The following is a 26,727-nucleotide window of genomic DNA, read 5'->3' as shown; positions in this document are numbered from 1 at the left end:
AATATTTTAATTTTGATGCAATAATAAACCCAATAATATAATTGGAAAAAAAGTTATATATAGGAAGTGATTTGATGGACGAACCAATTATTAAGGTGAATGGGCTGCGAACCAGTTTTCGTACTGACGATGGGGTGATTCCTGTCGTGAATTCAATCGATTTCTATGTCAATCCTGGTGAGGTTCTAGGGATTGTAGGAGAATCGGGATGCGGAAAAAGCGTAACTTCTCTGTCCATCATGGGTCTGGTTCCTTCGCCGGCTGGTAAGGTGGAAGGGGAAATCCTTTTTAAAGGAGAGAACATCGTAAATGCTTCTGAAGCGAAAATGAGAAAAATTCGCGGGAATGATATAGCGATGATATTCCAGGAACCGATGACAAGCTTGAATCCTGTGTTCACTATTGGCGAGCAGTTGGTCGAGACGCTTCGGATACATAAAAAATGGAACAAAAAACAGGCCCGACATAGAGCGGTTGAAATGTTGAAGCTGGTAGGGCTTGGCCGTGCCGAGGAATTGCTCAAAGAATATCCGCATCAGCTTTCAGGTGGAATGAGACAAAGGGTCATGATAGCAATGGCCATGATTTGCGAGCCGAAACTCCTTATAGCCGATGAACCGACAACGGCTTTGGATGTGACGATCCAGGCACAAATCCTAGAGTTAATGAAGAATTTAAATAAAGAAACAGACACGGCAATCATGATGATTACCCATGATCTTGGGGTAGTGGCGCAAATGTGTGAACGTGTCATTGTCATGTATGCCGGCAAGGTGATAGAGGAAGGAAATGTGCAAACGATTTTCCAAAACCCTAAGCATCCTTATACGGTCGGTTTACTTCAGTCGATTCCTGATATGCGAATAAAGAAAGATCGCCTTTACTCGATACCGGGTAATGTGCCAAAACCTGGGACAAGCAACCTCGGGTGCCAGTTTGCCCCCCGGTGCTCCCATGCTATGGAGCAATGTATAAATGAGACCCCGTCTCTATTGAAATTCGATGAGGGTCAGCATGTTCGCTGCTGGCTGTATGAAGATGGGAAAGGAGCTGCCTTGCATGAATCAAACATTGGTTAAGGTAGAAAACCTAAAGAAGCATTTTCCAATCAAAGGAGGGGTTCTGGGAAAGACCATCGGAGAGGTCAAGGCAGTTGATGGTTTGTCTTTTTCCATTTATAAAGGGGAAACCTTAGGACTTGTCGGTGAAAGCGGTTGCGGAAAGTCTACGACGGGAAGGTTATTGCTTCGATTGCTTGAGCCGAGTGAGGGTAATGTTTATTTCGAAGGAAAGGACCTGACAGCTTTATCTTCCAGTGAAATGAGAAAGATGCGCCGTGAAATGCAGATGGTCTTCCAGGACCCATTCGCTTCCCTCAATCCCAGGCATACTATTGAAAAAATATTGGAAGAACCGCTCATCGTTCATGGGGTAAAAGATAAAAGGGCGCGAAAGGCCCGTGTGCAGGAACTTCTTAGGGTTGTTGGCTTAAGCAGTTACCATGCTAAGAGGTATCCGCATCAATTCAGTGGGGGCCAACGGCAGCGTATTGGCATCGCGAGGGCACTTGCAGTCAAACCCAAACTGATCATTGCCGATGAGCCGGTATCTGCACTGGATGTGTCGATCCAGGCACAGGTCCTGAATTTGTTGCAGGATTTGCAGGAAGATTTTGATTTGACCTACTTGTTCATTGCCCATGATCTTGGAGTGGTGAGGCATATCTCCGACCGTGTCGGTGTCATGTATCTTGGACATATAGTTGAATTGACGGAAAGTGAAGGACTTTATGAAGATCCGCTTCATCCATATACGCAGGCTTTACTATCAGCCGTGCCGATCCCGGATGTGGGATACAAAGGGGATAGGGTAATCCTGCAGGGAGATGTTCCAAGCCCATCAAACCCGCCCGGAGGCTGCCCATTCCATACGAGATGTCCGAAGGCGATTGCAGGATGCAGTACGGAAAAGCCAATCCTGAATGAACATAAACCTGGTCACTACGTTGCTTGTCATTTATACAATTGACACGACGTATACATAAATTCGCAAATAATAAGGAGGAAGAATATGAAGAAAACATTGGCATTATTGCTGACTAGTATCCTGGCTCTTTCGCTAGCGCTTGCGGGATGCTCCTCGTCTACATCAAAAGAAAAAGATGATGGTAAAGGGGGATCGAGTGAAGCGAAGGGCGGCGTATTGATATACGGTAAAGGCGGAGACGCTGTCGGTCTTGACCCGGCTATCGTAACCGATGGGGAATCATTCATCGTCACACAGCAGATTTTTGAAACGCTTGTGAAATATGGGGAAGATGATACGGAAATCAATCCGGGTCTTGCAGAATCATGGGAAGTGTCCGATGACGCAAAAACATACACATTCAAATTGAAAACCGGAATCAAGTTCCATGATGGTACGGATTTCAATGCAGATGCAGTCGTAAAAAACTTTCAACGTTGGGCAAAAAGTAAGGATGAGGGTAAATTTGCTTACTATGCCTCCATGTTCGGAGGATTTGAAGGTGATGAAGGCCATGTTATCAAAGAAGTAAAAGCGATCGATGCCAGCACGGTGGAATTCACTTTGAACCGTCCGCAGGCGCCGTTCCTGAAAAACCTTGCCATGCCTACATTTGCAATAGCCAGTCCGGCTGGAATTGAAAAAGAGGGTGATGACTTCACTAAAAATCCATCTGGTACAGGTCCTTTCAAATTCAAATCATGGAAACCTGGCGATACGATTGAAGTTGTGAAAAACGATGACTACTGGCAAGAAGGACTGCCGAAACTTGATGGAATCACCTTTAAGGTCATTAAAGATAACTCTGCGCGTTTAAATGCTGCAATCAAGGGTGAAATCGACCTGATGGACGGGTTGAACCCAAGTGATATCAGTAAGGTTACAGGAGATGAAAACCTGCAAATATTCGAACGTGCATCCATGAACGTCGGGTACTTTGCTTTTAATGTTGAGAAAGCGCCATTCGACAAGAAAGAAGTGCGTCAAGCCATTTCGCATTTGATCAATAAAAAGGAAATCATTGATAATTTTTATGAAGGCACAGCAGAGCCTGCCAAGAATCCTATGCCGCCATCCGTTTCTGGCTACAATGATAAAGTCGAAGACTATGATTACGATGTAGAAAAGGCGAAAGAACTGCTGAAAAAAGCTGGGCTTGAAGACGGATTTAAAATGGACCTATGGGCAATGCCGGTACCGCGCCCATATATGCCAGATGGTCAAAAAGTGGCTGAGGCCATTCAAGCAAGTCTAAAACAAGTCGGCATCGAAGCGAATATCGTTTCGTACGAATGGGCTGCATATTTAGAGAAAGTGCAGGCTGGTGAAGCCCAATCCTTCATGATGGGCTGGACAGGCGATAATGGAGATGCGGATAACTTCCTTTATACATTATTGGATAAAGATAATATCGGCTCCAACAACTATGCCCGTTACGCAAACGATGAGGTCCATAAACTGCTGATCGAAGCTCAGTCCACGGCAGATGAAGCCAAGCGAAATGAGCTGTATGGAAAAGCACAGGAAATCATCCATGATGATGCTCCATGGGTTCCGCTTGTACACTCTTTACCGCAGTTAGCCGGATCTAAGACGGTCAAAGGGTTTGTTCCACATCCAACTGGTTCACAATCCCTTGTTAATGTTTCACTAGAAAATTAACCGTACGAACCGGGTAGTATGGAGTCTTGCATGCTTCCCGGTTTTGTTATGGAATGTATTTCAAAATGATCAAGGGCGCTTCGAAGGACCCTTATTTAAAAGGCGGGTGATTGTTTTGTTTTCCTATACCGTACGACGTTTAGGATCTCTCATTCCAGTGTTACTCGGAATGGCATTTATTGTATTCATGATGATTCGGGCGATTCCTGGAAATCCAGCACAGGTGATTTTAGGGCAGCAAGCAACGGAAGAGGCAGTCGCTGCAATGACAAAGGAACTAGGTCTGGATAAACCTTGGTTCATTCAGTTTTGGGATTATTTATCAGGTCTGTTAAAGGGAGACCTGGGTGTTTCGTTAAAAACGAATAGTCCGGTTTCTGAAGAAATTGGGCCATACCTAATGGCCACGATAGAACTGGCCTTGATCGCCATGATCATCGCCGTGGTCATAGGCGTGAATGCAGGGATAATATCAGCTTGGTTTCAAAACTCATGGTTTGATTATGTCGCCATGGTGATTGCGTTGATTGGTTTGTCCATGCCTATTTTCTGGCTGGGATTAATGGAGCAATACATCGTTTCAATTCAATGGGATTTACTTCCGACGACAGGGCGGGATAATATCAGGGATCCCGTTGAAGCCATAACCGGGCTGTATTTGATGGATACACTCATGGCTGGCAGGGTTGATCAGTTTTTCGAGGTGATCAAACATCTCATTTTGCCGGGGATTGCGCTTGCGACCATTCCGATGGCCATTATTGCAAGGATGACACGTTCGTCCATGCTGGAAGTTATGAGATCGGATTTTATTCGTACGGCTCGTGCTAAAGGAATGAGAATGTTTTGGGTTGTTTACAAGCACTCCCTTAAGAATGCCCTGATTCCAGTGGTGACGGTTATCGGCCTGCAGACAGGATTACTTTTAGGCGGCGCCATATTAACGGAAAACATTTTTGGGTGGCCAGGTATCGGTACATATATTTATGATGCAATACTATCTCGGGATTATCCGGTGATACAGTCCGGAATTCTCGTCATCGCCTTTTTGTTTGTCATGATTAATCTAGTTGTGGACTTGTTGTATGCAGCGATCGATCCTAGGATTAAGTATAAATAGGGAGGGAAACTCATGCCTGAAATAGCAACGAATACTTCGCCAATCCTTCCTCCAAAAGAGGCAGAGGAAAAAGTCATCTCTCCCTGGAAGGAAGGATGGAAAAGTTTTAGGAAAAATAAGGTAGCCCTTGTGGGTCTGGGGATTGTTGCATTTTTTATCTTAATCGCCATCTTCGCGCCCGTTATTGCACCATATTCATTTGAGGGGCAAAAGCTAAGTGATAAACATTTGGCCCCGTCTGCGGAGCATTGGTTCGGAACGGATGAATTTGGACGTGACATTTTGAGCAGGGTCATTTATGGCTCGCGCATATCAATAGGGGTCGGCTTCTTATCTGTTGCCGGATCTGTCGTGGTTGGGTCTTTTTTAGGAATCATTGCCGGTTACTACGGCAAGTGGATAGATACGATCATATCGAGGGTCTTTGACATCATTTTGGCCTTTCCAAGTATCTTGCTTGCCATTGCTGTCGTAGCCGTTTTGGGACCTTCCCTTCGCAACGCACTTATTGCCATCGCCATCGTCAATGTCCCGATATTCGGCCGGCTTTTACGTTCACGGGTCTTAACGGTGAAAGAAGAGGAATATGTAACGGCTGCGAAGGCAATTGGAATGGGGGATGGCCGCATTCTCCTTCACCACGTCCTTCCTAATAGTCTTGCACCGATCATCGTTCAAGGTACCTTGGCGATTGCAACTGCCATAATTGAGTGTGCAGCACTGGGTTTTCTCGGTCTCGGTGCACAGCCGCCAGCACCAGAGTGGGGAAAAATGCTTGCTGATTCCAGGGCGTTCATCATTCAGGCACCATGGACGGTTCTTTTCCCTGGCCTTGCGATCATGCTTACGGTACTCGGCTTTAACCTAATGGGGGATGGGCTGCGCGATGCATTGGATCCAAGAATGAAAAACTAGAAGTAAAAGGGTGATGTTAGTTTAACATCACCATCTTTTTGTCGTTTATCTTGTAAATCTATTAAAATATGAAAAATAATAACATAATCCTAGTTCGAAATAGGAAAATAGTGACTATTACCCCTTAAAATCACCCCAAAAGTTGTGATACTTTTATACTCAGTAAGAATATTCCAAAAATTGATTATTTTAGAGGAGGAAAGTTCAGTGATTAAACGCAGCTTGTCCATTCTAGCAATCTTTCTATTAGTATTTACTGCAAGCGTTTCCGCAGCCAAGCTCCCAGATCCCCCGACAGGCTCAGGCGATGCAGGTAAGAAGAATCAGGAAAGTATTATAAAGCTGAAGAAAAATGATTTGGGGAAGAAATACAAAAGCAATGAGAAGGTCAGGGTCATCGTAGAGATGAAGGAAGCCCCGGCAATAGAAACAGCTTCGAAAGAAGGAAAACTTTTTAAACAGTTATCAAAAAATAAGAAACAACAATTAAAGTCCGAAAAGCTAGCTAATCAAAAGAAATTGAAAAAAAAGGTGAAAGAGAAAAAAATAGCTTTCAAGGAACTTGAAAGTTTTACGACAGTCGTCAATGGGTTCAGTGGTGAACTTCAGTATGGTGAAATCAAAAAGGTGGAAGCCATGCCTGAAGTTGCTGAAGTACATATTGCGAATGAATATGAACGTCCTGTAGAAAAACCCGAGATGCTTTATAGTAAAGAACTTGTCCAAGCCCAGGAAGCTTGGCGGGAATATGGATATAAAGGGGAAGGGATGGTCGTCGGGATTATTGATACTGGAATCGACCCATCTCACCGTGATATGGTCCTGAACGACGAGACTAAGGCTGAACTGACTGAAAGTGAAATAAGCGGGATGAAGGAATCTAGCCATCTATTAGGCAATTATTATACGGCGAAGGTGCCTTATGGATACAATTACATGGATGAAAATGAAGAAATCCTTGACCTTGGTGAAGGGGCTTCCATGCATGGAATGCATGTAGCAGGTACGGCTGGTGCCAATGGAGATGAAGAGAACGGCGGCATTAAAGGGGTTGCTCCTGAAGCCCAGCTGCTTGCTCTAAAGGTCTTCGGGAATGATCCCGACATGCAGACAACATGGGGCGATATATACATTAAGGCGATTGACGATGCCATTATCCTTGGGGCGGATGTGCTGAATATGAGCCTTGGCTCCACTGCAGGTTTTGTATCGGCAGAAGATCCGGAGCAGCAGGCGGTATCCAGGGCTGTTGATAATGGGATCCTCATGTCGATTTCAGCAGGAAACTCGGCGCACTTTGGAAATGGATTTGCAAACCCATCGGCCTCGAACCCGGATATTGGCGTTTCAGGTTCACCTGGGCTTGCTTACGATTCTGTACAAGTGGCATCGGTAGAGAATAACTATATGGATTTGGATGCAGCGACTTATGATATAAATGGACAAGCAGGTAAAGCTCCGTTCATGTCGGCTTCAAGCGTACATCCCAATACTTTGAAGGATAAAACACATGACTTGGTGGCTGCAGGTCTTGGGACGCCGGAGGAGCTTTCCAAAGTGGATGTTGAAGGCAAGTTCGTCCTCATCGAGCGAGGCACGCTTTCTTTTATAGAAAAGGCGCAAAATGCCCAGGCAGCAGGAGCGACAGGAGTCATCATTTACAATAATGCTGACGGATATATTTCCATGGCCACAGATCCAAGCATCACCATTCCTCAGCTGTTCATGTTGAAATCGGATGGTGCAAAGCTGAAATCGGCCTTAACGGATGGCGAAAAGGTGAAGGTTACCTTTAATGGCGATAAAACAAAAGCTGTAAATCCAGAAGCAGGGAAAATGAGCTCATTCAGTTCATGGGGAGTCGCACCGAACTTGGATTTCAAACCAGAAATCACTGCTCCGGGCGGACAAATTTATTCGACGCTGAACAACGATGAATATGGAATGATGAGCGGTACTTCGATGGCGGCACCACATGTTTCCGGAGGCTCGGCACTGGTTCTTGAAAGAGTGGATAAAGAATTTAAATTAGATGGATCTGCCCGGGCTAATTTAGCTAAGAATCTGATGATGAATACTTCAAAACCATTAACGGATCAGGGTGTCGTCAATAAGGCCCTTGACTGGGAAAACCCTTACTCGCCTCGCAGGCAGGGAGCCGGAGTCATGCAGCTGCAATCCGCATTGTCCACACCTGCTGTCGTGACCGAGGCATTCACGAAAGAAGCGAAGGTTGCAATGAAGGAGATCGGCAATAAGTTCGCCTTCACTTTAAAGGTTGAAAACTTCAGCAACAAAGCGGTCAAGTATGATGTAAAAGGAAACATCCAAACGGACTATGCAATCCAGGGACAACTGGGTTATTCCGCTAATGAGCTGGAAGCACAGGAAATTAAGAACGCTTCGATTAAAATCAATAATAAAAATACAAATAAGATTACCGTTCCTGCAAAAAAATCGGTTACATTCGAAGTGAAAGTGGACATATCCGATGCAAAGGTACTTGGCGATGACCTTCAAACTCTTGTAGACATTGACAAGGTCTTTCCAAACGGATATTTTGTTGAAGGGTTCATTTCATTGAAGGATCCAGCCGATACGAATCCGGAACTAAATGTACCGTATGTAGGGTTTAAAGGAGAGTGGGACAAAGCCCCGATCCTGGATGGCACTAAATATGACAAAGAGTCTTTCTATGGCATGGCAGGAGGAGTATCGACAGCAGGTGAAGATTTCACTTATCTCGGCTATGACCCTGCGGGAAAAACATTCAATGGCAAAAATATTGCAATTTCCCCAAATGGTGATGGTGCACAGGATGACTTCGTGCCGGTCCTATCATTCTTAAGGAATGCGAAAAAGGTAGAATACAATATATTGAATGGTGAAAACAAGTCGGTCCGGAAACTTCGCACAGAGAATAATGTACGTAAGGACTATTATGATGGCGGACAAGGGACTGCATACACCCTGGATCCAGCCCGTAAATGGGACGGTAAAATCAATAATGCACTCGCTAAGGATGGGGTCTATTATTTTGAAATCAAAGCGATGATAGATTACGAGGGTGCGAAATGGCAGACGTTTAAAATGCCTATCAAAATCGATACGGTAAAGCCGACAGTCAAGATTTCGAAAAAAGGTAATGTATTGACCATCCAAGGTAAGGATAATTTGAATGGTTCAGGGCTTGCTTATTACGATGTACAAGTCGATGGAGCATCCATCATGGAAGAACCGCTCCCGGCGAATGCGAAACAATTCACCCTACCTGATGTAAAAGGGGATAAGGTTCAGGTTGTGGCAATAGACTATGCAGGTAATGAAAAAACGGCTGAAACCGAATTAGCAAGTGATTCGGCTCCGATCGATAATCATGCACCAGCTGTAAAGATCAAGAGTCCTGAAGCCTTGAGCGTGAACAATAAAACTAAAATCAAAATAACGGGAGAAATTGAAGAAGCGTCGGAAATAACGGAATTTAAAATCGACAATAAAACGGTACCTGTAACGTATAACAAGACGAATAATAAATATCAATTCTCATATGAAAAGAAATTTGTAGATGGTGTCCAAAGCTTCACGGTTAAAGCAACCGATAAATGGGATAACACGGTTTCCTTTAAACGGACGATTATGGTCGATGCAACAAAGCCAGGGTTAAAAGTTAAAGGTGTACCGGAAACTGTGGGAGCCAAAGGAAAGAATCCAAAAGTGGATGTGACGGTAGAGGATAATTTTGATGAAATCCGTCTTTACCTGAACGGAAGCGAAGTATTCTATCATGAATTCAAGGAACCATACAAAATGCGTGCCTACAAGAAGAAGATAGAGGATTTAGAGCTGCCGCTTAAAACAGGCAACAACAAGATTGAATTTAAGGTGACCGATCTTGCAGGAAATGAATCGAAGAAATCCTTTAACATCAATAAAGCTAAAAAATAATGAGAAACAGCCCTCTTATCCAAGAGGGCTGTTTTTACGAAATAAGATTTCCGGATTATGGATTTGAAGTATGAATTCTTTCGTGATGTTTATGGAGTAGTTTGCTGCGTTTTCACCGTGCAAATATGGAAATCTATTAGTGAGGAAGTATTTTCATTATCAGGCAGGTATATGGAATGGTATGAAAGAATTAGGTATAAAGAACCTGTTGAAAGGAGGGTATCTATGAGTTATAAGAAAAAATCCAGCAATAAAGTAGGTAGTCTTGGAATTACAGTGAAATTCGAAAGGAGAGGAAGCGACAGTTCATATCTTACAAAACCGAGTTTCTTTGATGCACTTCAGCACGTCCATTCCCCCTTTGAAAAGGATCCCCGCTCAGATTCACTCTATCAGGATTTTCCTCTATGTCAGGGGGTAACCCTTTCTTTTTTTGAAAGAGGTGCTAAAACATCTATTAATTATGACCCCCACCAAGAAAAAATCATCATTGAGGAAAATTCAGGGACGTATCAGCCGAATAAGGGTGAGGCGCTTACTGCAATCCTCGATTATATCATGATCAATCATGGCCATCACCATTCTTTTTTCATCATCCAGCAAAAAGGGCGGAACGTAAAAATGAAAGCTGCTAATCCGTGATATCATCTTCTGGAACTGCAGGACATTGTAGGGTATGAGAACGTACGAATAAGTTACTTTACTCAATAATGGAGCTGCCACGGCAGCTCCTCGATATGATGAGCGTTTCCTATCCTTCAAAATGTCAAACCATCCGCCGAATGATCTTTGATAGGGTTTGGATGCCATAAGCTAATTGATCCTTCGAGGCGTATGAATATGAAAGCCGTATATGTGTATGGTTATTTGGTTCGTATATGTATCCCGGATTAAGAAGTATGTTCTCCTTTATCGCTTGCTTGAAAAGGTTTGGATTCACGATGGGTTTACATAATTTTAACCATATATAAAATCCGCCTTGAGGTATTTGCCATTCAGCCAGTTCCTTAAAATATTGATCGAGAAGGGTTAATGTAAAATCTCTGCGATCTATCAACTCATGCCTTAGCCACTCTAAATGCCTTGAATATTGACCATTTGCTAACCATTCTGCCACAAGGTGTTGGGAAAGTGCACTGGAACCGTAATCCATTTGCATTTTAATGTCCGCTAAACGTTCAATCACAGTTATCGGGCCAGCAATCCATCCGATACGCAATCCGGGGCTTAAAGTTTTGGACATACTGCCAATGTGCAATACAAGGCCATCTGCATCAAGAGATTTTAAAGGCGGCGGTGGTTCTTTTTCAAACCACAAATCACTATATACGTCATCTTCAATAATAGGAATCTGTTCTTTTTTGCATAGTGATAGGAGGTTTAGTCTTTCTTCTTTTGTCCATGTAGTATTTGTTGGATTGTTAAACGTTGGAACAGTATAAAACAGTGACGCTTTTTTCCTTCCATTGATGCGCTTTATTTGTGTCGGAATACTTTCCCGGCCTTGTATTGATAAACCTAATAAGTGCATGCCCGCAGATTGAAAAGGGTGAACGGAATTTAAATAGGAAGGGGATTCATGTAAAATCAACGATCCCTTCTGAAGTAAACCAACTGAAATCAACTGGAGTGCCTGAAGCCCGCCAGAAACGACCATGAGGGAGCTGGGACTTGCGTTGATCCCTTTTGTTTCTAAATAAACACTTATACATTGGCGAAGTCTCTTATCACCCTTGGGCTCGGAATAACCTAATGAGTGGGCATCAAATGAAGTGGATCGCAACGTCTTTTCGATTTGTTTTGTAGGCAATAGAGCTGGAGATAGTTCGCCCGTGCCCAATCTGATGATGGCGGTGTCCGTTTCATACTGATTAATGTCCTGAATCGTTTTTAAATTAGGTTCATGAAGGCCATTCCGGACATAGTTTTTCCAGTCGGGCTGTTTGCTGGAGACGAGCACATTCCATGTATTATTTGAAACGAATGTGCCGGACCCAATCTTAGTTTCCAATAATCCATCTGCAATAAGCTCATCTATGGCTGTGATGAGGGTACTTCGGTTTACACCAAATGAGTCGGCCAATGAGCGTTGTGATGGAAGCTTAGTACCAACCGGCCATTCCCCTCGTGTAATTTGTTGTTTGACCCAATCTACTATTTGTTGGTGAAGTGATTGGTCGGAAGACCGGTTTGGTCTCCATTCGATAAACATGCGAAAACCACTCCTTTCATGTTCTATATTCATTAAATTGGTTGGATTGAAAACCAACCAATTGGATGGTTAATTCCTTTGTTGTTTTCATTATACTGAATATGAAGGGAGGGGGTATTCGTATGGGGCCATTTTTTCATGGATTATTATTGGCATTAGGGCTGATACTTCCGTTGGGAGTGCAAAATGTATTCATTTTTAATCAAGGAGCAATCCAACCTACAATAAAAAGAGCATTGCCAGCAACGATCACAGCTGCAATTTGTGATACAGTGCTCATTCTGTTAGCTATTTTAGGTGTTTCGTTGGTTGTCATGCAATATGGTTGGTTGCGCCTTACATTAATCATAATCGGAGTTATATTTTTATTGTATATGGGTTTTCAGATTTGGTTTGCCAAATCGAATTCACAGTCAGGTGCCCAATCCATGCAGATGTCGACCAAAAAGCAAATTGTGTTTACTCTATCAGTCTCATTACTGAATCCGCATGCAATCTTGGATACGATAGGTGTAATCGGTTCAAGCTCACTTGTTTATTCTGGGAAAGATAAAATGATATTCGCCATAACGTGCATCTTTGTGTCATGGTGCTGGTTCCATGGATTATGTCTTGCGGGGCGATTGCTGAAAAAGGTTGATACATCCGGGAAATTCCTTGGAATATTAAATAAAATTTCTGCAATCATCATTTGGATCACAGCTCTCTATATGGTGAAATCGCTTTTTTGAATCATATAAACGTATTCGAACTAGACCATGCCAGGTATTCAAGGGTTTAAAAGTTACAGGACGCTTATGTATAAAAAAAGGGGAATGCATATCATATATGCATTCTCCCTTTTTTTGTCCTGAGTAGCTAACAACCTGCCCTCATTCATCTTCATATCGTGAGAGCGGGTTATTGAAGAGCAACCAAGTCCTTGATTTCCTCTGTGGAAAGTTCGGTGATCCAGTTGTCACTGCTGATGATCTCGTCGTTCAGGGCTTGCTTTTTATCAAGCATCTGGTCGATTTTTTCTTCCAGGGTCCCTGTGCAGATTAGCTTATGAACGTGAACGAAACGCTGTTGCCCAATTCGGTAAGCACGGTCGGTGGCTTGATTTTCAACAGCCGGATTCCACCAGCGATCATAGTGAATCACGTGGTTTGCTTCTGTAAGATTAAGTCCAGTGCCGCCTGCTTTCAACGAGAGTATGAAGATGGGGAATTCCCCATCTTGGAATCGGGTGATCATTTCATCACGCTGCTTCTTGTTCGCACTCCCGTTCAGGAATGGCACTTCAAAGCCATATCGTTTTTCCAGCAATTCTTTAATCATATTGCCCATCCCGATATATTGTGTGAAAATGAGACAGCTTTCATCCTGTTCGCGGACAGCATCGATAATCTCGGTCAGCTTCTCGAGTTTGCCTGATCGGTTAGGTGCCTTCATGATGTTTTCCTTCTCCGTCTCTTTTAAGTAAAGAGCTGGATGATTGCAAAGCTGCTTGAGCTTATTCAGCATCTGGAGGATGATGCCTTTTCTTTCAAAGGCAGACAGTTGTTCGATATCAGTGAATGTATCTTTTATCAGTTGTTCATACAACGATGCTTGCTCGGTGGTAAGCGGTACGAATTCCTTTTGTTCTTGCTTATCCGGAAGATTAAGAGCGACTTCTTTATCGCGTTTTGTACGGCGAAGCAAGAAGGGCTGTATCAAACGCTGCAATTCCTTGATTTTATCCTTCTGTTCATCACGCTCAATGGTCGCCACATATTTTTCCTGAAACTGACCTAGCGTTCCGAGATAACCTTTGTTGATGAAGTCGAAAATCGCCCACAGCTCACTTAAACGGTTTTCCATCGGCGTACCCGATAAGGCGATATGATGTCTGCCGTTTAGCTTGCGGACCGCTTTGGATTGCTTTGTTTGGGCATTCTTGATGTTTTGTGCTTCATCAAGGATAACGCTGCTCCAATGGATGGTGGTCAGTTCAGCCACATCTTGGTGGGTCAGTCCATATGATGTTAAGACAATATCATGATCGGCTGCCAGTTTAGTAAATGCTTCACCTTTAGCACGATTCGATCCGTAATGAAGGTGAACTTTAAGTGATGGTGCGAATTTTTCCAATTCCTTTTGCCAGTTGCCCAGGACCGATGTCGGGCAGACGATGAGCGCCGATTGTACAGAGACGGATTCGGGGGTAGTGGTAATGATCTCAGCCTCATCACTGCTCTCTGTGCTACTATCCTCTTCGACAATGATCGGTTCACTTTTTTGTTTATCCCTGGGGGCAGTGGGGAGCTCTTTACTCACTCCTTCTTTGCCTTTCACATGAAGTAGGTAGGCAATCATCTGGACGGTTTTTCCAAGTCCCATATCGTCGGCTAGACAAGCACCAAAACCATGCTCCCTTAAAAAATGGAGCCAGCTCATGCCCAGTTTTTGATAGGGGCGTAAATCACCTTGAAGTGCATTAGGGACGGGCAGGATGGAAATGTTTTTGGTTTCCCGGAGTCTTCCAACCATTTTACGGAGCTCCTGGTTCAATTCAAATTGAATCCGGAGCATTTCGTCGTTTTCAGAATCGTCATCGCCATCTTCATTTATGCCATTCAACAGTTCCTGCTGCAGCAAGTCAGTCAATTGGATGCCTTTTTCATTAGCTGTTTCCATCAGCTCCTGAATTTGTTTAATGAAAGCTGGATCAAGCTTGACCCATTGGCCGCGGATGAAGACAAGCCGCCTTTTTTCATTGACGAGCTCCTCGAACTCCGCCTCGGTGAGCTCTTTGCCATTTAATGAGAAACGCCAATCGAAGTCCATTAAAGCTTTTAACCCGACATAAGACGGGCCGCGGTTCGATTGGCTCTTCACTTTCGCCTTGACCTTCAATGAAGACTCCTTCAAGGCAAGCCACCACGATGGAAGGAGAATTTCGACGCCAAGAAACAGGAGCTTTTCGCTTGCGTCGGTCAGAAACTCCCATGCATCCGTTTCCGAAATCTCCCTTTTCAGACGGCCATTCTCCCCAAGCCATGGCACGACGAGTTGCCAGCGTTTCGTAGCACGCACCACTTCACTTGCATACTTATTCCAGCCGCGCGGCAGTTTTTTTCCTGTATATGTTTCAAGGATATTCTCATCCCTTTTTGAACGAAGGGTAACATCGAGAATCCAAGGCCCATTGCCATCAGGAGGCTCAGTTAAACGGAGACCTATGGTGAATGGCTTGGGATCGGGCAGGGTACCGAGCCATTCCTGCCAGCTGTCTTTGTCAAAAAAGGCCTGCAATTCTTCGGGAGAAAGTCGTGTATCCTTTAATGCCCCGACGGCTTCACTCCATTTATGCTGCATGGGTGAATAGTTTTTTAAATACATATTAGCGGCACCGTTATACCACTTTTCGATAAAAGTACGGTTTGTTTCCAGTTCAGGTGAAGGGAGATCCAAAGATATTTCTTCTTCCCAAAAGGAAGGGACGAATTCCTCTTCCACTTCTTCCGGCAGCTTCCAGCCGATGGAGTCCAACTGAAGATTAGTGAAATCCGGTACGGGGATTCCGGCTTCAATGGATTCATGAAGAACGGGCGCTGCTGATAGGCAAAGGGAGGATAACTCGGACCATTCCCATTCTATGAAGGAGTTAAAGCTTTCCCTAGCAAAAAAGTTGAGAAGTCCCCAAGCGTCAAGAATGAATACTTGATTTCCATCCACTATATCCGTAGTCATTTTAGTACCATAAAAGCTTGCGTCATCCCAGTTGAATAACAGCCTGCGTATATGATTCGTAGTGAGGAAGGTATTCTCTTCATTGACGACACCAAGGGCGTAAGTTCCGTTTTCGAGAGCCGCTATTTTGATTTTTAATTTCCCTGGATTAAACATCGATAAGCTTACCCCTTTTTAGTTCTTCTTGGAAAGCGCGAAGCCGTTTGGTTGAATCTGCTACATAAAGTATATAACGATCGAATACGTCTTCCTTTTTGCTCTTTTTATAAATGGTGCGCATCCTTTTTAAATAACGGACAGCTTGCTTATAAGCAGGCCGGTTTTTCAAAGAAACTTTTTCCTGGACCGCATGATAATAAAGGGGCAGGATTAGTTCCGGTTCTTTTGAGACCACTTCTTTGATGGATTCACTGCTGATTAAGTCAATGCTGATTTCTGAGTAAATATGCATCTCCACCCATTTTTTATATTGTCCTTGTTCAAAAAGGAAATTTGCATAGTTCCAATAGCTGTGCGGAAGGGTGGCCCTGTAAAATTTCTCAAGCAAATCGGTCCGTTTTAATTTATAACAGCAACTGTTAATTAAAGTCGTGAACGTTCGGACGAAATCTACCCGTTTATAATAATCGGATAAACCGGCAAGGAATTCCTGGACATTATTATTGATGAATTCAATAAAAGGGATGGCGCGTGACCGGTTGTCAGATTCAGCCAGGAGATTCAGCCAATAAAAAATGTATGGACAGGCTTCCTTCTTCAATTCATGAAGAAACTCAATCGCTTGTTTATCATGGCTCTCCAAAAGGGATAGGTGAATGGCTGCGAGGGAATAGGACGTCCTCTCAGTGGTGCCAATATACTTGTCGGGAAGTTCTTTATTGATTCGTTCCAGTTCCTCTTTACGCCATGAGGAGTTGGAGAATAAGTAGCTCCATATCTCCCGGTAGAGGTCGATCTTTTCGTATTCCAGGCCTTCTCCTCCATCCAGTAGTTTAGCTACATCTTCCTTGATGCTGAAAACGAAGGGATCAAAGGCGAAGGGCCTCGCTTGCCTGCTAAGCGGCTGTACCGATTCATGCAGCTCTTCTGCTAGGTCGACGGCAAGTGCATAAAAGACCCTGATCGTTTGCGTCTCACTTTTATGCAGCTGAATCATTCTTAGTGTCTGCTGCATCGTGCAAAATTGCGTAACGAAATGATAAAGCAACTTCCATTCCCTTTCCATTGGAGCTTTTGAGCTAAGGCGTTTAAAGTAAGTTTGTATATGATTTTCAATCATATAAGTAGCCTCGCCTATATGGGGCTCGACATGTTCCGCAAAGGCATCATTGACGAATTGCTTCCATGATGGGTAGCTTTTATCTAAGATGATGGAATTCCCCGCCGCCTGTTTAAGTAATTCACTTGCCCGTTTGACTTGCTGCAGTGCTTGGGCAGTTGAGGTGTTTTTTGGTGCTTTCCATTCGCTCAGCCATTCGGAAACACTAGCGTGTTCAGAATATGCAGAAAAGAAAACGGCCATTTGATGCCGGCATATGAACCTTGAATCACATGTACAGCTTCCATCCTGAGGGAAGAGCAGATTCAGCCTGGCCCTAAAGCGTGTCCCATCCTGTACCTCAGCCGCAATCGTATCCACCGCTTCTTCTTTAATATCGACGAGCCCCTGACGGTATAACTGGAGCCCTTGATTCACCACATCCGAATCTTCCGGATCCCCGGCCTCCAAAAATTCCGCCAGCCGCTCCCCAACTAACAACAACTCCCGCTCCATACTCTCCTCCTTCAGGGACAAGCCCTGTTTACCAAAATTTATATTTTTTGTATGATCATGAACCATCAGTTCTTTAACTTATCGTAATCCCGCCCCCGTTATTCTTGGGCCGTGCATATATTACATCCCGAGATCGATTGCCGGGCTTTTTCCATGGGCGTTCTCTTTACGTTCTAAGACATTTAATCGAACAAACCATCACTGCTTCTAGCCGTATATTCATAAAAACCCTGTAAAAGTCAATATCGTCAAAAATCCCCTTGAATATAAGCGGTTCGGATATAAACAGGAATAACTGGCATTAACGTTAACCATGCCTGAAATCCTTCATCCTCATCACGCTTCACAAAACTAAGTGATGAGGGGCTGGAACCTTTTATTAATGTGCGTTTTTTGAAGCATCTCTTTATTATACTTCATTTTGGCTTGGAATTTAAAATGTAGAATGGAGGTTTTGAAAATGATGCGTGTGAAATTATACATATTCCTGGTGAATGGCTCAGTTTGTAGGCAAATGGGGTTCTATATAAAAGTTAAAACAAAGTTGACTGGAGCGGGTGCCTGGAGGCAACGTTCAAATTGTACATTCCTTAAAAAATTGGAGCCATTCCCATGGGAATGGCCAAAAATATAGAATTAATTTATTTTCATTTCATTCTTCCAACTGTCTAACTTTTTGTTTATGAATGTAACAAAGGTATGATTCTTTTGTAAATTGAATAGAAACGCTGACTTTTCCAAGTACTCTTTTGCCTCTTCAAAGTTACCTATGAGTTCAAAATTGTAACCTAAATGGTAGTGTAAATCAGCTAAAGCATATAATTGATCATGTTCGAGGCACCACTTTATGGCATCTTGGCAGCAGGCAATGGACTCTTCATATCGGACCAGGCGTGTTAACACTCTGCCAAAATTATAGGATAGGCGTGTTTTTAGCGTTTTATCCGTCAAAAAGGGTAGGGCTTTCAAGTGATCTAAAGCTTTCCTTAACAAGGCGAATGCATTTTCGTACTGTTCTTCGGCAACATACATTACACCAAGGCTGCTTAAGATTTCAAGCTCCCGTTCCGAATATATTTTGTCGGTCGTATGAGTAATGGCGATGGCCTGATTAATGAATTCTATGGCTTTATCTAAATCTTTATTTTTTTCATATTCGTATATTCCCTTGTGCCAAAGAATCAATTGATGATTCTTTTTATTCTGAAGAAATAGGGGACTGTTTTCCTCAGCCTTTACAATTTGCTGCATTTCCTCATAATTTCGGGTTCTTCTGGCTATTTTTAATTGATAAATCACTTCTTCAACGTAATCCAGCCTAGGGGTCATTCCAATATCGAAAAAATAGTTCACATCAACGCCTAAACGTTGGGAAATTAAGTAGAGGGTGGATGCATATGGATAGACATCGCCTTTTTCAATCTTGCTGATCTGTGCTTGTGTACAAATACCGGATGCCAACTCTTCCTGGGAAAGCCCGATTTGTTTACGTAGCTCTTTGATCTTTTGTCCAACTGCAAAAAAATCCATTTTGATTCTCCTTAAAATATGCCTAGAGTTATATTTTGTCATGAAAAATCGGTGAAAGCGGTATGTACAGGTCCTGAACGGTTTAAATAGAATCTTTAGTCGAAATTTATGGTTTTAAGAAGTGTGGTTAAATATAACTATAGAATTATTTTCTATTTTAACCAATATTTTTTTAAAAGAAAAGGAGGAATGACCTATGAAAAAAAGTACTAAAGCATTAGTCGTATCTTTTCTTATCATCGCTGCTTTTGTTATTGTCCCAAGCGAATTACCAGGCCTTTACGCAGAACTTCCAGGTTTATATAAATAAGTACTGAAGCTTCCCTATCAATCATTCAAGCATCTTCATTAGAAGATGTTTTTTTATTATTATTAAATGATTATTCTTTTACGCATATTCCTGTAGTTATAATTATCTATGAATGGGGAGTGTAAAGTCCATTTGTTAGGTGCGGAAGAAACGTGAGCGTAGTTTGTAACGCCTATTTCCTTTTAATGATTTTGTTATAGTGTAAATAACAAAACGGAGAGAGGTGTAAGTTTAACGATGGATATTAATATGAAAGTTCAACCCTCTTTTTACGATGATGAATGTGCCATTGTGTTTTCTTTTTATTTTGATAAGGCAACCAGGAATATTGGTGAAGCTGTGGTGTACACATGCAAAAAATCAGATCAAAAAGAATACAGCCAAGATCATATAGATACAGATATACAAGAAAAAATCGCTTATATTAGAGAGTTTTCCATTGTAGATGAATATCAGGCAACCTCGATGAAGAAAATTAAACATTTTTTGAATGTAATCGGTATCAAGAAATGTGTAAAGCACAACCTTCAGGGAAATGAAATCGCATTTTAAACGATAAAAACTCATGACATCCAACCCGTCATGAGTTTTTACCATTTAAATGAGAGTTTTGAGCATTCATCTTTTTTTTGATGAAATCGCTCATTTGTTTCCGTTCACTTGGTTTAGCGTTATTTGTTCTTTCAAAAAATTTAAAGTGTTGTTTATTGCTATCGGATTTCATGATGTCTCTCCTTTGCTTTTTTTATTTACCCATTTCTCATTAGTTAAAACGTGATTTTCATGATAAAGGGAAAAAAATAATGAACAAAAAAATTTTCGTTATTATTCCTATAGTTATATTTTCTTCTGGGAATCCCTGTATATAAGGATTAATTAGATAATAATGAGTGGTAATGCCTAAATATGGAGGAATTTCGTGTTTTATCATACTTTAAATAAATGCTAAAATGGTCCGAATATCGGATTTTTCATTAGAAACATCAGTTTCTAGTACCCTAAAGTGAAGAGGGTTGCAGAACTCTTTTCGATGGCCCCCGAGCACTTGCTTGAGGGATCTTTTTTTATATGGATAATTTGTCCACTTTATTTCTACAATATGTTTCGTTTTGTTTGTATATACATGGGTAAATATAAGAAACAGATGAATTAAACCTATGTTTATCGCTGTTTAATCGGAGGAATATATTTTATGGTTGCGAAAGTAAAGAATGATCCCACAAAGCGAACTTTCCAGCAGTACATTTTTCCATTTGCGCTTGAAGGAAATATGATTGAAAAGTTTGTGAAAAAGTTGTTTGAGGACAATTTCGTTTTTTTGAACTTGAAAGATATGGAACAACAAAATCAATTTTACGGTGGCCATAAAGTTTCTCACCGTAAATTGGAAAAGTATTTCATGCCATACATCGAACCGATTTTATTTCCGGGTAATGCAAAACAGAAGGAAGGCTTGCGGCGTTTCACGAAAAAACTGGATATTGATTGTACCTTCGAATCACCCTATCTAAATACCCCATTTATTATTAACTCTATAGATATCTTCATATGCCCATTTCATATTGGCATGATGAATCTTCGCATTACTTTGCCTGAAGAGCTTTCATATGATGATGTGCTCTATTTTGGCGATACATTCCGAATCCTCGAACCGATTGCTGATGATGAAGAAAAAACGAAAGTAAGCTGTCGTGAAAATCAATATGAACAGGTGAAGGATTTCATCTTCAATGAACTATTGCCGCCGATTGAGGAATATATGGATGAAGAACAAGCGAACCCGACTTATTTTGGCAGTTTGCCCTTCTTCATCGATGAAAGAATGTACGTGGTCAGCTATACTGCATTCCCTGAGAATCGTGATATCACTAAAAATGATTTATTCCGCATCAGTGAGCTGAACGGGTATGACAATGATGGTGAGCCATATATTGGCGCAATAAACCCCGATTATATAGAAAAGTATTATCAAGAAAGGGTATATGACAGGTGGGGCAAGGAAACCTATTATGTAACTAGCATGTATCATTTCGCTTGTGTCACGAAAGCGACAGGTAAATTGGAAAAGGAACTGGCAAGTGAAATGTATGGCCAGCATTTTTATACAGTGTTGCTTTTCTTCTATTATAAAATCGTACTGCTTAAATTGGCTCATGAACATTCCCAGATAGATGTGGAAAAAGATCAATCGGATACGGAACAGTTGATTTTCATGATCACTCAGTTTTCTGCAAAGTACTTATTCACTGAAGTCAATAGTACGGCAATCGGTAAGGAGCTATTCAAAAAAACGGATGAAGCCTTCAGGATTTCCGCTCTCTACAGAGAAGTTAAGGAAACACTTTCCTACCTTTATCAAAATCAAGATAAACTGTCTGGGAAAAGCAGTAATTATCTCTTGCAAATATTAACGATTTATACGGTTGTTTCCGGGATATTCGGAATGAATCTATATATTGAAGATTGGAAAGGGAAATTGCCGTGGAAAGCGTACATGAATTACACCTTATACGAGTGGGTAGCTGTCATTGTTACGACTAGCGGTCTAATCATTTCGGGAATCTTGGGCTTTTTCTTCTTGAAAAAATGGCTGCAAGAGAAAAAAAGCCGAAAAAAAAGAATGCTTTAATATAAAAGTCCTGTACACTTGTACAGGACTTTTGTTTTAGAAAAAACATGGTCAATTAGAAAAATGAAGAAATTCGGCGTGCAAAATCCCCCATTCCCCTAATATTTTGCTAAACTATAGGTATATCATTCTAACTATTCATTAGGAGGAAATCATGAAGAAACTAGTTTTAGTTTCCAGCTTATTGTTGATGAGCGTATTGTTTCTGGCCGGATGCTCGGATGAGCCAAGTCCTGAAGATCGCTTTGCGGCATACACGAAGCTTTGGAATAAACAAGATTTTGCAAAAATGTACGAGTATCTGTCACCTGAGACAAAGAAAGAAATCAGTGCGGATGAATTTGCGAACCGTTATGAAAAAATCTATACGGGCATAGAAGCCGACCAATTAAAGGTGGACTATAAACAGCCTAAAGAAGAGAAAAATCATAAAGATGGAGAAAAGGTAAGCCTTTCATATACCGTTGACATGTCCACTATGGCTGGTGCTGTCAGCTCTGACCATAAAGCGACACTTGTCAAGGAAGGGGAAGGCGAGGAAGAAAATTGGTACATCAAGTGGGATGAAAGCTATATATTCCCACAATTGAAAGCTGGAGAGAAGGTATCGGTTGAATCGTATCCAGCCATTCGCGGTGAAATTGTCGATCGAAATGAACGCGGCCTTGCCATGAATGGAACGGTAGCAGAAGTGGGGATCGTGCCAGAGAAAATGGCCAACGACTCCGAAACGGTTAAAAAGGTCGCTGGAATCCTCAATATGTCCACCGACGAAGTGAATCAGAAATTAAAACAATCATGGGTAAAGCCAAGCTATTTCGTGCCCATCAAGAAAATGTCAAATGATAATGCCGCAACCTTGGAAAAGCTATTGAGCATTGCCGGTGTATCTGTCAATAATACGGAAGAGCGTATATATCCATATAAAGACGCTACTGCCCATCTAATTGGATATGTCGGTGAGGCATCGGCGGAAGATCTGGAGAAATTGAAAGGAAAAGGTTATACCGCAAGTGACGTTATTGGCAAGCGAGGTCTTGAGGAAGTGTTGGAAGCACGGCTTAAAGGTGAACCTGGCGGTAAAATCTTTATTAAAACCGAAGATGGTGAAGAAAAAGTGATTGCTGAAAAGCCTGCTGAAGAGGGAGAAACAATTACCTTGACCATCGACGCCGAGCTTCAAAAGGATATCTTCGAGCAATATAAGAACGAAACTGGATCGGCATCGGCAATTGATCCGATGACAGGCGAAACGCTTGCACTTGTTTCAAGTCCGTCATTCGATCCTAATAAATATATTTTCGGGATAACAAAAGCGGAACAAAAAGCGCTTGAAGAAGACCCGGAAAAACCACTTTTGAACCGCTTCAGTTCGACGTTTGCACCTGGATCAACCATTAAGGCCATCACTGCGGCAATCGCTTTGGAAAATGGTGTGGATCCGAAAGAGTCGATCAATATCCAAGGGAAAACGTGGGCCAAATCGACATGGAAAGATCATTCCATTACAAGGGTGTCGGACCCCGGTGTTCCAATCGATATGGAAAAGGCATTAATTTATTCAGACAATATTTACTTTGCCCAAAAAGCTTTGGGGCTTGGAAAGGAAAAATTCACAAATGGACTCAAGGCATTCGGATTTGATGAGTCTTTGAATTACGATTATCCAATCAAAGCATCGAGCATCGGTAAGATCGACAGTGAGGGACGCTTGGCAGATGCTGGATATGGTCAAGCGCAAGTCCAAATGAGCACGCTACATCTCGCCATGACCTATTCAGCCTTCTTGAATGAAGGAAACATCCTGACACCTTCGTTAATAACAGGAGATAAAACAGAAAAGAAAATATGGAAAGAAAATGCGATATCAGCAGACCAAGCAAATCAGATCACCAAGATGCTGACACAAGTGGTGGAACATCCTAAGGGAAGCGGACATGGAATAGATGATCTTGGCATCAAAATCGCTGCCAAAACGGGAACTGCCGAAATCAAGGCATCCAAAAATGCTGACGGAACAGAAAATGGCTGGTTTGTTGCCATGGACACAGAAGACCCGGAACTTCTCATGGCATGGATGATGGAAGATGTAAAAGGACGAGGCGGCAGCCATGTCGTTGTCGATCATATGAAACCGGTGTTGAAAAAGTATTTGAAGTAAAGAAAAAAGTCATCCATCAGAAATGGGTAAAAATGCAGCAAGCATTTACCATTAAAAAGCAGGACATGGTTTCTTACATGTCCTGCTTTTATTTTTTCACATGTTGAGGATTCCATTTTGTTAAGACAATAAAGCTGGAATTGAAGGATAATGAGTCGTACATACAGAATGTAAAAAGAGTACCTGCAAGTAAGCCCGCGATCCAGGTGGTCCTGAAATCATCAGGGGTTTCTGCAGCTGTGACATCTTCCAGGCCGTTATCCATGCCAATGGATTGAACAGGATTAATTCAAAATTCTTTGAAAGATAAATAGAATAGGAATGAGGATGAAAAGCAATGAGAAGTTTAAGGTATTTGTTTATCGCTTTCTTTATCATTTTTTTTGCATTTCCTTCTCATGAAACAACGGCAGCGGAAGAGAATACAACGATGGAAGTGAAACTGAAGAATTATTTGGGGAATAGAACCAGCGTCAAAATAAAGGCAACCGGGGACTACAGTACTTCAGGGGGAGAGATATTCATTAAGGCGGGGGAAAATCTGACTTTGAAAGTGGAGTCGGGTAAACTTGCCGTATACAAAGGTTTTAAGAAAACGGGATCTTATGCTTCCTTTAAGGTTATGCCAGTTAAACCTGATGCTTCATTGTCCATAAACGGCCGTCCGTATCTTGGCTCATTTTCATTTACAGCGGAGGACGGTTACATCCGGCCAATCAATCATGTTTACATGGAAGATTATCTAAAGGGCGTTGTCCCATTGGAGATGCCCGCTCTATGGCATGCCGAAGCCTTAAAGGCACAGGCGATTGCCGCCCGAACTTATGCACTTCGCCATCAATCCGCAATAATTGATGATACGGTTTCTTACCAAGTATATGGCGGGGCTGCCGGTCACTATCGAACTAATTCAGCCATTGAACAGACAAAGGGCATGGTAATCAAACATGATGGCGAAATAATCGAAGCGTTCTTTTCCTCAAGCAATGGAGGAATGACCGAATCGAATTCAAATGTTTGGACAAGTGGCAACCCCCTTGGATATTTATCTATAAAAGAAGATCTCTATGATTCGAAAACCAATTGGGAGATAATGCTGGACAAGCAGCAAATCGACCTGTCAAAAATGGATTTATCTAAACCGGAAGAATGGTGGGCAAGTGTAGAGGAAAAAGATAAAACGGTTGTGCCGAAGCTGAAGGTTTGGCTGAAGAATAATGGATATGCGAATAAAGATATTAAAATAACGGAGATTCCCTTGTTAACATTTACAGATGAAAAAACGGGAGGCCGTGTAACGAAAGGCTCCATCCAACTGAATTTCTATGTAAGAGATCTCGTTGATGACAGGGGTAAACTTTTGCAGCAAACGGTTAAGCTTACTAATGTAGCGGCTTCCAAAATCAGGGGCATGGTCGGGCAAGAGGTGATGAAAAGCTATTTGGTTGACCATTCATCTACCAATCCTTCCAAAATCTCTATTGAAGGATCAGGATATGGGCATGGTGTCGGACTAAGTCAGTTTGGAGCGAAAAACAGAGCGGAAGCAGGCCAATCATATCAAGAGATTTTGTGGTTTTATTATCCTGACACAACTATAGAAAAGGAATATGGACCAGGTGCTGGATCTAAAACGGAACCTGTCGTAAAGGCGGAACCGAATTCAGTAAACATGAAAGCGGAGACGGATCATTTAAATGATGAGGTTGGAATCACATACTCCCTAAAAGAAGATGCTGTGGTAACACTCACGATTAAAGATAGTAAAGGGAAAGCCTTAGCTACCCCAGTCCGTGACCTAACAATGAAAAAGGGTACCCATTCTGCAATCTGGAACACAAAAGCGGTAAGTAACGGTACATATGAAGCAGAAATATCAGCAATGGACCGAAGCGGGAATGAAGGTTTGGCCACAATGGCGATTAAGATCAGTAAAGATACGTCGGCACCGAAAATAACCGATGTCAATACATCGGGTGATTATAGTACCGAGAAAGCGAACATAACCTATACAATTAATGAAAACGCTAATGTAACAGTGGAAATTAAAAACAGTAAAGGTAAGGTTGTTGGCATCCTTTCTGAAAGGCAGTTCCATAAAGGCAGACAATCGGCAACCTGGGATTTCAAAAATATGTCCAACGGGATGTATACGGTGACAATCTCCGCTAAGGATAAGAGTGACAATCAGAAATCCATTTCAACGAAAGTCTCCATTAGAAAGACCCCGGGAATAGTGACAGCAAGCGAATTATATATTAAAGAAAATAAAAATGCATCTTCTGAAACGGTCGGGAAACTATACAGGGACCAAGCCGTAACGATCCTGGCTCAACAAGATGAATGGTATAAAGTGAAAAAGGGAAGCCAAATTGGTTATGTATTAAAAAAACATGTAAAGAAATGAATGGGGAGGACGTCAATTATGGCGTCTTTTTTTATAAATGGTATTTAGATTCTTCATCAAATTCACGAGTAAAAGGCGCAAACTCACAAGTAAAGCACAAACTCACGAGTAAAAGGAGCAAACTCACAAGTAAACGCGCCAAACTCACGAGTAAAAGGAGCAAACTCACGAGTAAATGCGCCAGACTCACGAGTAAATGCCCCAAACTCACGAGTAAAGCGCAAACTCACGAGTAAATGCGCCAGACTCACGAGTAAATGCGCCAAACTCACGAGTAAAAGGCACAAACTCACGAGTAAACGCGCCAAACTCACGAGTAA

At 42.1% G+C, this 26,727-nt stretch carries 18 protein-coding genes; 12 read left to right on the top strand and 6 right to left on the bottom strand.

Features of this window, described 5'->3' with window-relative positions; all coding sequences use genetic code 11:
* Positions 1-74 precede the first annotated feature (74 nt).
* From FNK51_RS02045 to FNK51_RS02015, 7 genes are all read left to right on the top strand, one after another.
* Positions 75-1,079, top strand: coding sequence for an ABC transporter ATP-binding protein (locus tag FNK51_RS02045; protein ID WP_181762156.1), 1,005 nt, complete (start codon positions 75-77; stop codon positions 1,077-1,079).
* The gene (locus tag FNK51_RS02040; protein ID WP_141992299.1) at positions 1,060-2,028 is read left to right on the top strand and encodes an ABC transporter ATP-binding protein; all 969 of its coding nucleotides are present in this window, start codon (positions 1,060-1,062) and stop codon (positions 2,026-2,028) included. Before FNK51_RS02045 ends, FNK51_RS02040 begins: the two co-directional genes overlap by 20 nt.
* Before the next feature lie 42 nt (positions 2,029-2,070).
* Entirely contained in the window at positions 2,071-3,687 is a 1,617-nt protein-coding gene (locus FNK51_RS02035) for an ABC transporter substrate-binding protein (RefSeq protein WP_141992298.1), read from the top strand.
* Between the two features lie 115 nt (positions 3,688-3,802).
* Entirely contained in the window at positions 3,803-4,807 is a 1,005-nt protein-coding gene (locus FNK51_RS02030; RefSeq protein ID WP_098371669.1) for an ABC transporter permease, read from the top strand.
* A 12-nt stretch (positions 4,808-4,819) separates the two neighbouring features.
* The gene (locus tag FNK51_RS02025) at positions 4,820-5,722 is read left to right on the top strand and encodes an ABC transporter permease (protein ID WP_076368323.1); all 903 of its coding nucleotides are present in this window, start codon (positions 4,820-4,822) and stop codon (positions 5,720-5,722) included.
* A 207-nt stretch (positions 5,723-5,929) separates the two neighbouring features.
* Complete coding sequence (locus tag FNK51_RS02020) at positions 5,930-9,667, top strand: S8 family serine peptidase (protein WP_141992297.1); 3,738 nt, start codon at positions 5,930-5,932, stop codon at positions 9,665-9,667.
* Positions 9,668-9,892: 225 nt separating this feature from the next.
* A complete protein-coding gene (locus tag FNK51_RS02015; protein WP_141992296.1) occupies positions 9,893-10,309 on the top strand; it encodes a hypothetical protein in 417 nt (138 codons plus the stop codon).
* Between the two features lie 124 nt (positions 10,310-10,433).
* Here the strand turns inward: FNK51_RS02015 and FNK51_RS02010 are convergent, their stop codons facing one another.
* The gene (locus tag FNK51_RS02010; RefSeq protein WP_141992295.1) at positions 10,434-11,879 is read right to left on the bottom strand and encodes an aminotransferase-like domain-containing protein; all 1,446 of its coding nucleotides are present in this window, start codon (positions 11,877-11,879) and stop codon (positions 10,434-10,436) included.
* Positions 11,880-12,001: 122 nt separating this feature from the next.
* Between FNK51_RS02010 and FNK51_RS02005 the strand changes: the two genes are divergently transcribed.
* Positions 12,002-12,610 (top strand): LysE/ArgO family amino acid transporter, encoded by a 609-nt coding sequence (locus FNK51_RS02005; RefSeq protein ID WP_141992294.1) that lies wholly within the window; start codon positions 12,002-12,004, stop codon positions 12,608-12,610.
* A gap of 169 nt (positions 12,611-12,779) precedes the next feature.
* Here the strand turns inward: FNK51_RS02005 and FNK51_RS27035 are convergent, their stop codons facing one another.
* From FNK51_RS27035 to FNK51_RS01990, 3 genes are all read right to left on the bottom strand, one after another.
* On the bottom strand, positions 12,780-15,752 hold the full coding sequence (locus FNK51_RS27035) for a DEAD/DEAH box helicase (RefSeq protein ID WP_141992293.1): 2,973 nt from the start codon (positions 15,750-15,752) through the stop codon (positions 12,780-12,782).
* Positions 15,745-17,370 (bottom strand): hypothetical protein, encoded by a 1,626-nt coding sequence (locus FNK51_RS01995; protein WP_098371621.1) that lies wholly within the window; start codon positions 17,368-17,370, stop codon positions 15,745-15,747. The genes FNK51_RS27035 and FNK51_RS01995 overlap by 8 nt, the downstream gene beginning before the upstream one ends.
* A gap of 636 nt (positions 17,371-18,006) precedes the next feature.
* Positions 18,007-18,900, bottom strand: coding sequence for a helix-turn-helix domain-containing protein (locus FNK51_RS01990; RefSeq protein WP_098371620.1), 894 nt, complete (start codon positions 18,898-18,900; stop codon positions 18,007-18,009).
* A gap of 547 nt (positions 18,901-19,447) precedes the next feature.
* Here FNK51_RS01990 and FNK51_RS01985 point away from each other — a divergent pair.
* Positions 19,448-19,762 carry a hypothetical protein gene (locus FNK51_RS01985; protein ID WP_098371619.1) on the top strand — a complete coding sequence of 105 codons (315 nt, stop codon included), beginning with the start codon at positions 19,448-19,450 and terminating at the stop codon, positions 19,760-19,762.
* A 28-nt stretch (positions 19,763-19,790) separates the two neighbouring features.
* Here FNK51_RS01985 and FNK51_RS26330 read toward each other — a convergent pair whose 3' ends face one another.
* Positions 19,791-19,934, bottom strand: coding sequence for a hypothetical protein (locus tag FNK51_RS26330; protein ID WP_179086066.1), 144 nt, complete (start codon positions 19,932-19,934; stop codon positions 19,791-19,793).
* A gap of 468 nt (positions 19,935-20,402) precedes the next feature.
* On the opposite strand from FNK51_RS26330, the gene FNK51_RS01980 reads away from it, so the two are divergent.
* From FNK51_RS01980 to FNK51_RS01970, 3 genes are all read left to right on the top strand, one after another.
* Positions 20,403-21,839 (top strand): hypothetical protein, encoded by a 1,437-nt coding sequence (locus FNK51_RS01980; RefSeq protein ID WP_141992292.1) that lies wholly within the window; start codon positions 20,403-20,405, stop codon positions 21,837-21,839.
* A gap of 154 nt (positions 21,840-21,993) precedes the next feature.
* Entirely contained in the window at positions 21,994-24,000 is a 2,007-nt protein-coding gene (locus FNK51_RS01975; RefSeq protein WP_141992291.1) for a penicillin-binding transpeptidase domain-containing protein, read from the top strand.
* A gap of 337 nt (positions 24,001-24,337) precedes the next feature.
* Positions 24,338-26,407 carry a SpoIID/LytB domain-containing protein gene (locus tag FNK51_RS01970; RefSeq protein WP_141992290.1) on the top strand — a complete coding sequence of 690 codons (2,070 nt, stop codon included), beginning with the start codon at positions 24,338-24,340 and terminating at the stop codon, positions 26,405-26,407.
* 83 nt (positions 26,408-26,490) lie between these two features.
* Here the strand turns inward: FNK51_RS01970 and FNK51_RS26905 are convergent.
* Positions 26,491-26,727 (bottom strand): hypothetical protein (locus FNK51_RS26905; RefSeq protein WP_220126975.1); only part of this gene is annotated, 237 nt, incomplete at its 5' end.

Source organism: Bacillus sp. B4EP4a (assembly GCF_006680105.1).
Taxonomy (GTDB): domain Bacteria; phylum Bacillota; class Bacilli; order Bacillales; family DSM-1321; genus Peribacillus; species Peribacillus simplex_E.
Note: the sequence above shows the minus strand (reverse complement) of the source record. Positions and strands in the feature narration are given on the sequence as shown.

What these genes read in the sequence shown, in the direction of transcription:
- FNK51_RS02015 (WP_141992296.1), top strand. Translation starts at nt 9,893, where the DNA reads ATGAGTTATAAGAAAAAATCCAGCAATAAAGTAGGTAGTCTTGGAATT.
- FNK51_RS01995 (WP_098371621.1), bottom strand. Translation starts at nt 17,370, where the DNA reads ATGGAGCGGGAGTTGTTGTTAGTTGGGGAGCGGCTGGCGGAATTTTTG.
- FNK51_RS01975 (WP_141992291.1), top strand. Translation starts at nt 21,994, where the DNA reads ATGAAGAAACTAGTTTTAGTTTCCAGCTTATTGTTGATGAGCGTATTG.
- FNK51_RS01990 (WP_098371620.1), bottom strand. Translation starts at nt 18,900, where the DNA reads ATGGATTTTTTTGCAGTTGGACAAAAGATCAAAGAGCTACGTAAACAA.
- FNK51_RS02010 (WP_141992295.1), bottom strand. Translation starts at nt 11,879, where the DNA reads ATGTTTATCGAATGGAGACCAAACCGGTCTTCCGACCAATCACTTCAC.
- FNK51_RS01985 (WP_098371619.1), top strand. Translation starts at nt 19,448, where the DNA reads ATGGATATTAATATGAAAGTTCAACCCTCTTTTTACGATGATGAATGT.
- FNK51_RS01970 (WP_141992290.1), top strand. Translation starts at nt 24,338, where the DNA reads ATGAGAAGTTTAAGGTATTTGTTTATCGCTTTCTTTATCATTTTTTTT.
- FNK51_RS02040 (WP_141992299.1), top strand. Translation starts at nt 1,060, where the DNA reads ATGAATCAAACATTGGTTAAGGTAGAAAACCTAAAGAAGCATTTTCCA.
- FNK51_RS02025 (WP_076368323.1), top strand. Translation starts at nt 4,820, where the DNA reads ATGCCTGAAATAGCAACGAATACTTCGCCAATCCTTCCTCCAAAAGAG.
- FNK51_RS01980 (WP_141992292.1), top strand. Translation starts at nt 20,403, where the DNA reads ATGGTTGCGAAAGTAAAGAATGATCCCACAAAGCGAACTTTCCAGCAG.
- FNK51_RS02045 (WP_181762156.1), top strand. Translation starts at nt 75, where the DNA reads ATGGACGAACCAATTATTAAGGTGAATGGGCTGCGAACCAGTTTTCGT.
- FNK51_RS26330 (WP_179086066.1), bottom strand. Translation starts at nt 19,934, where the DNA reads ATGAAATCCGATAGCAATAAACAACACTTTAAATTTTTTGAAAGAACA.
- FNK51_RS02035 (WP_141992298.1), top strand. Translation starts at nt 2,071, where the DNA reads ATGAAGAAAACATTGGCATTATTGCTGACTAGTATCCTGGCTCTTTCG.
- FNK51_RS02005 (WP_141992294.1), top strand. Translation starts at nt 12,002, where the DNA reads ATGGGGCCATTTTTTCATGGATTATTATTGGCATTAGGGCTGATACTT.
- FNK51_RS27035 (WP_141992293.1), bottom strand. Translation starts at nt 15,752, where the DNA reads ATGTTTAATCCAGGGAAATTAAAAATCAAAATAGCGGCTCTCGAAAAC.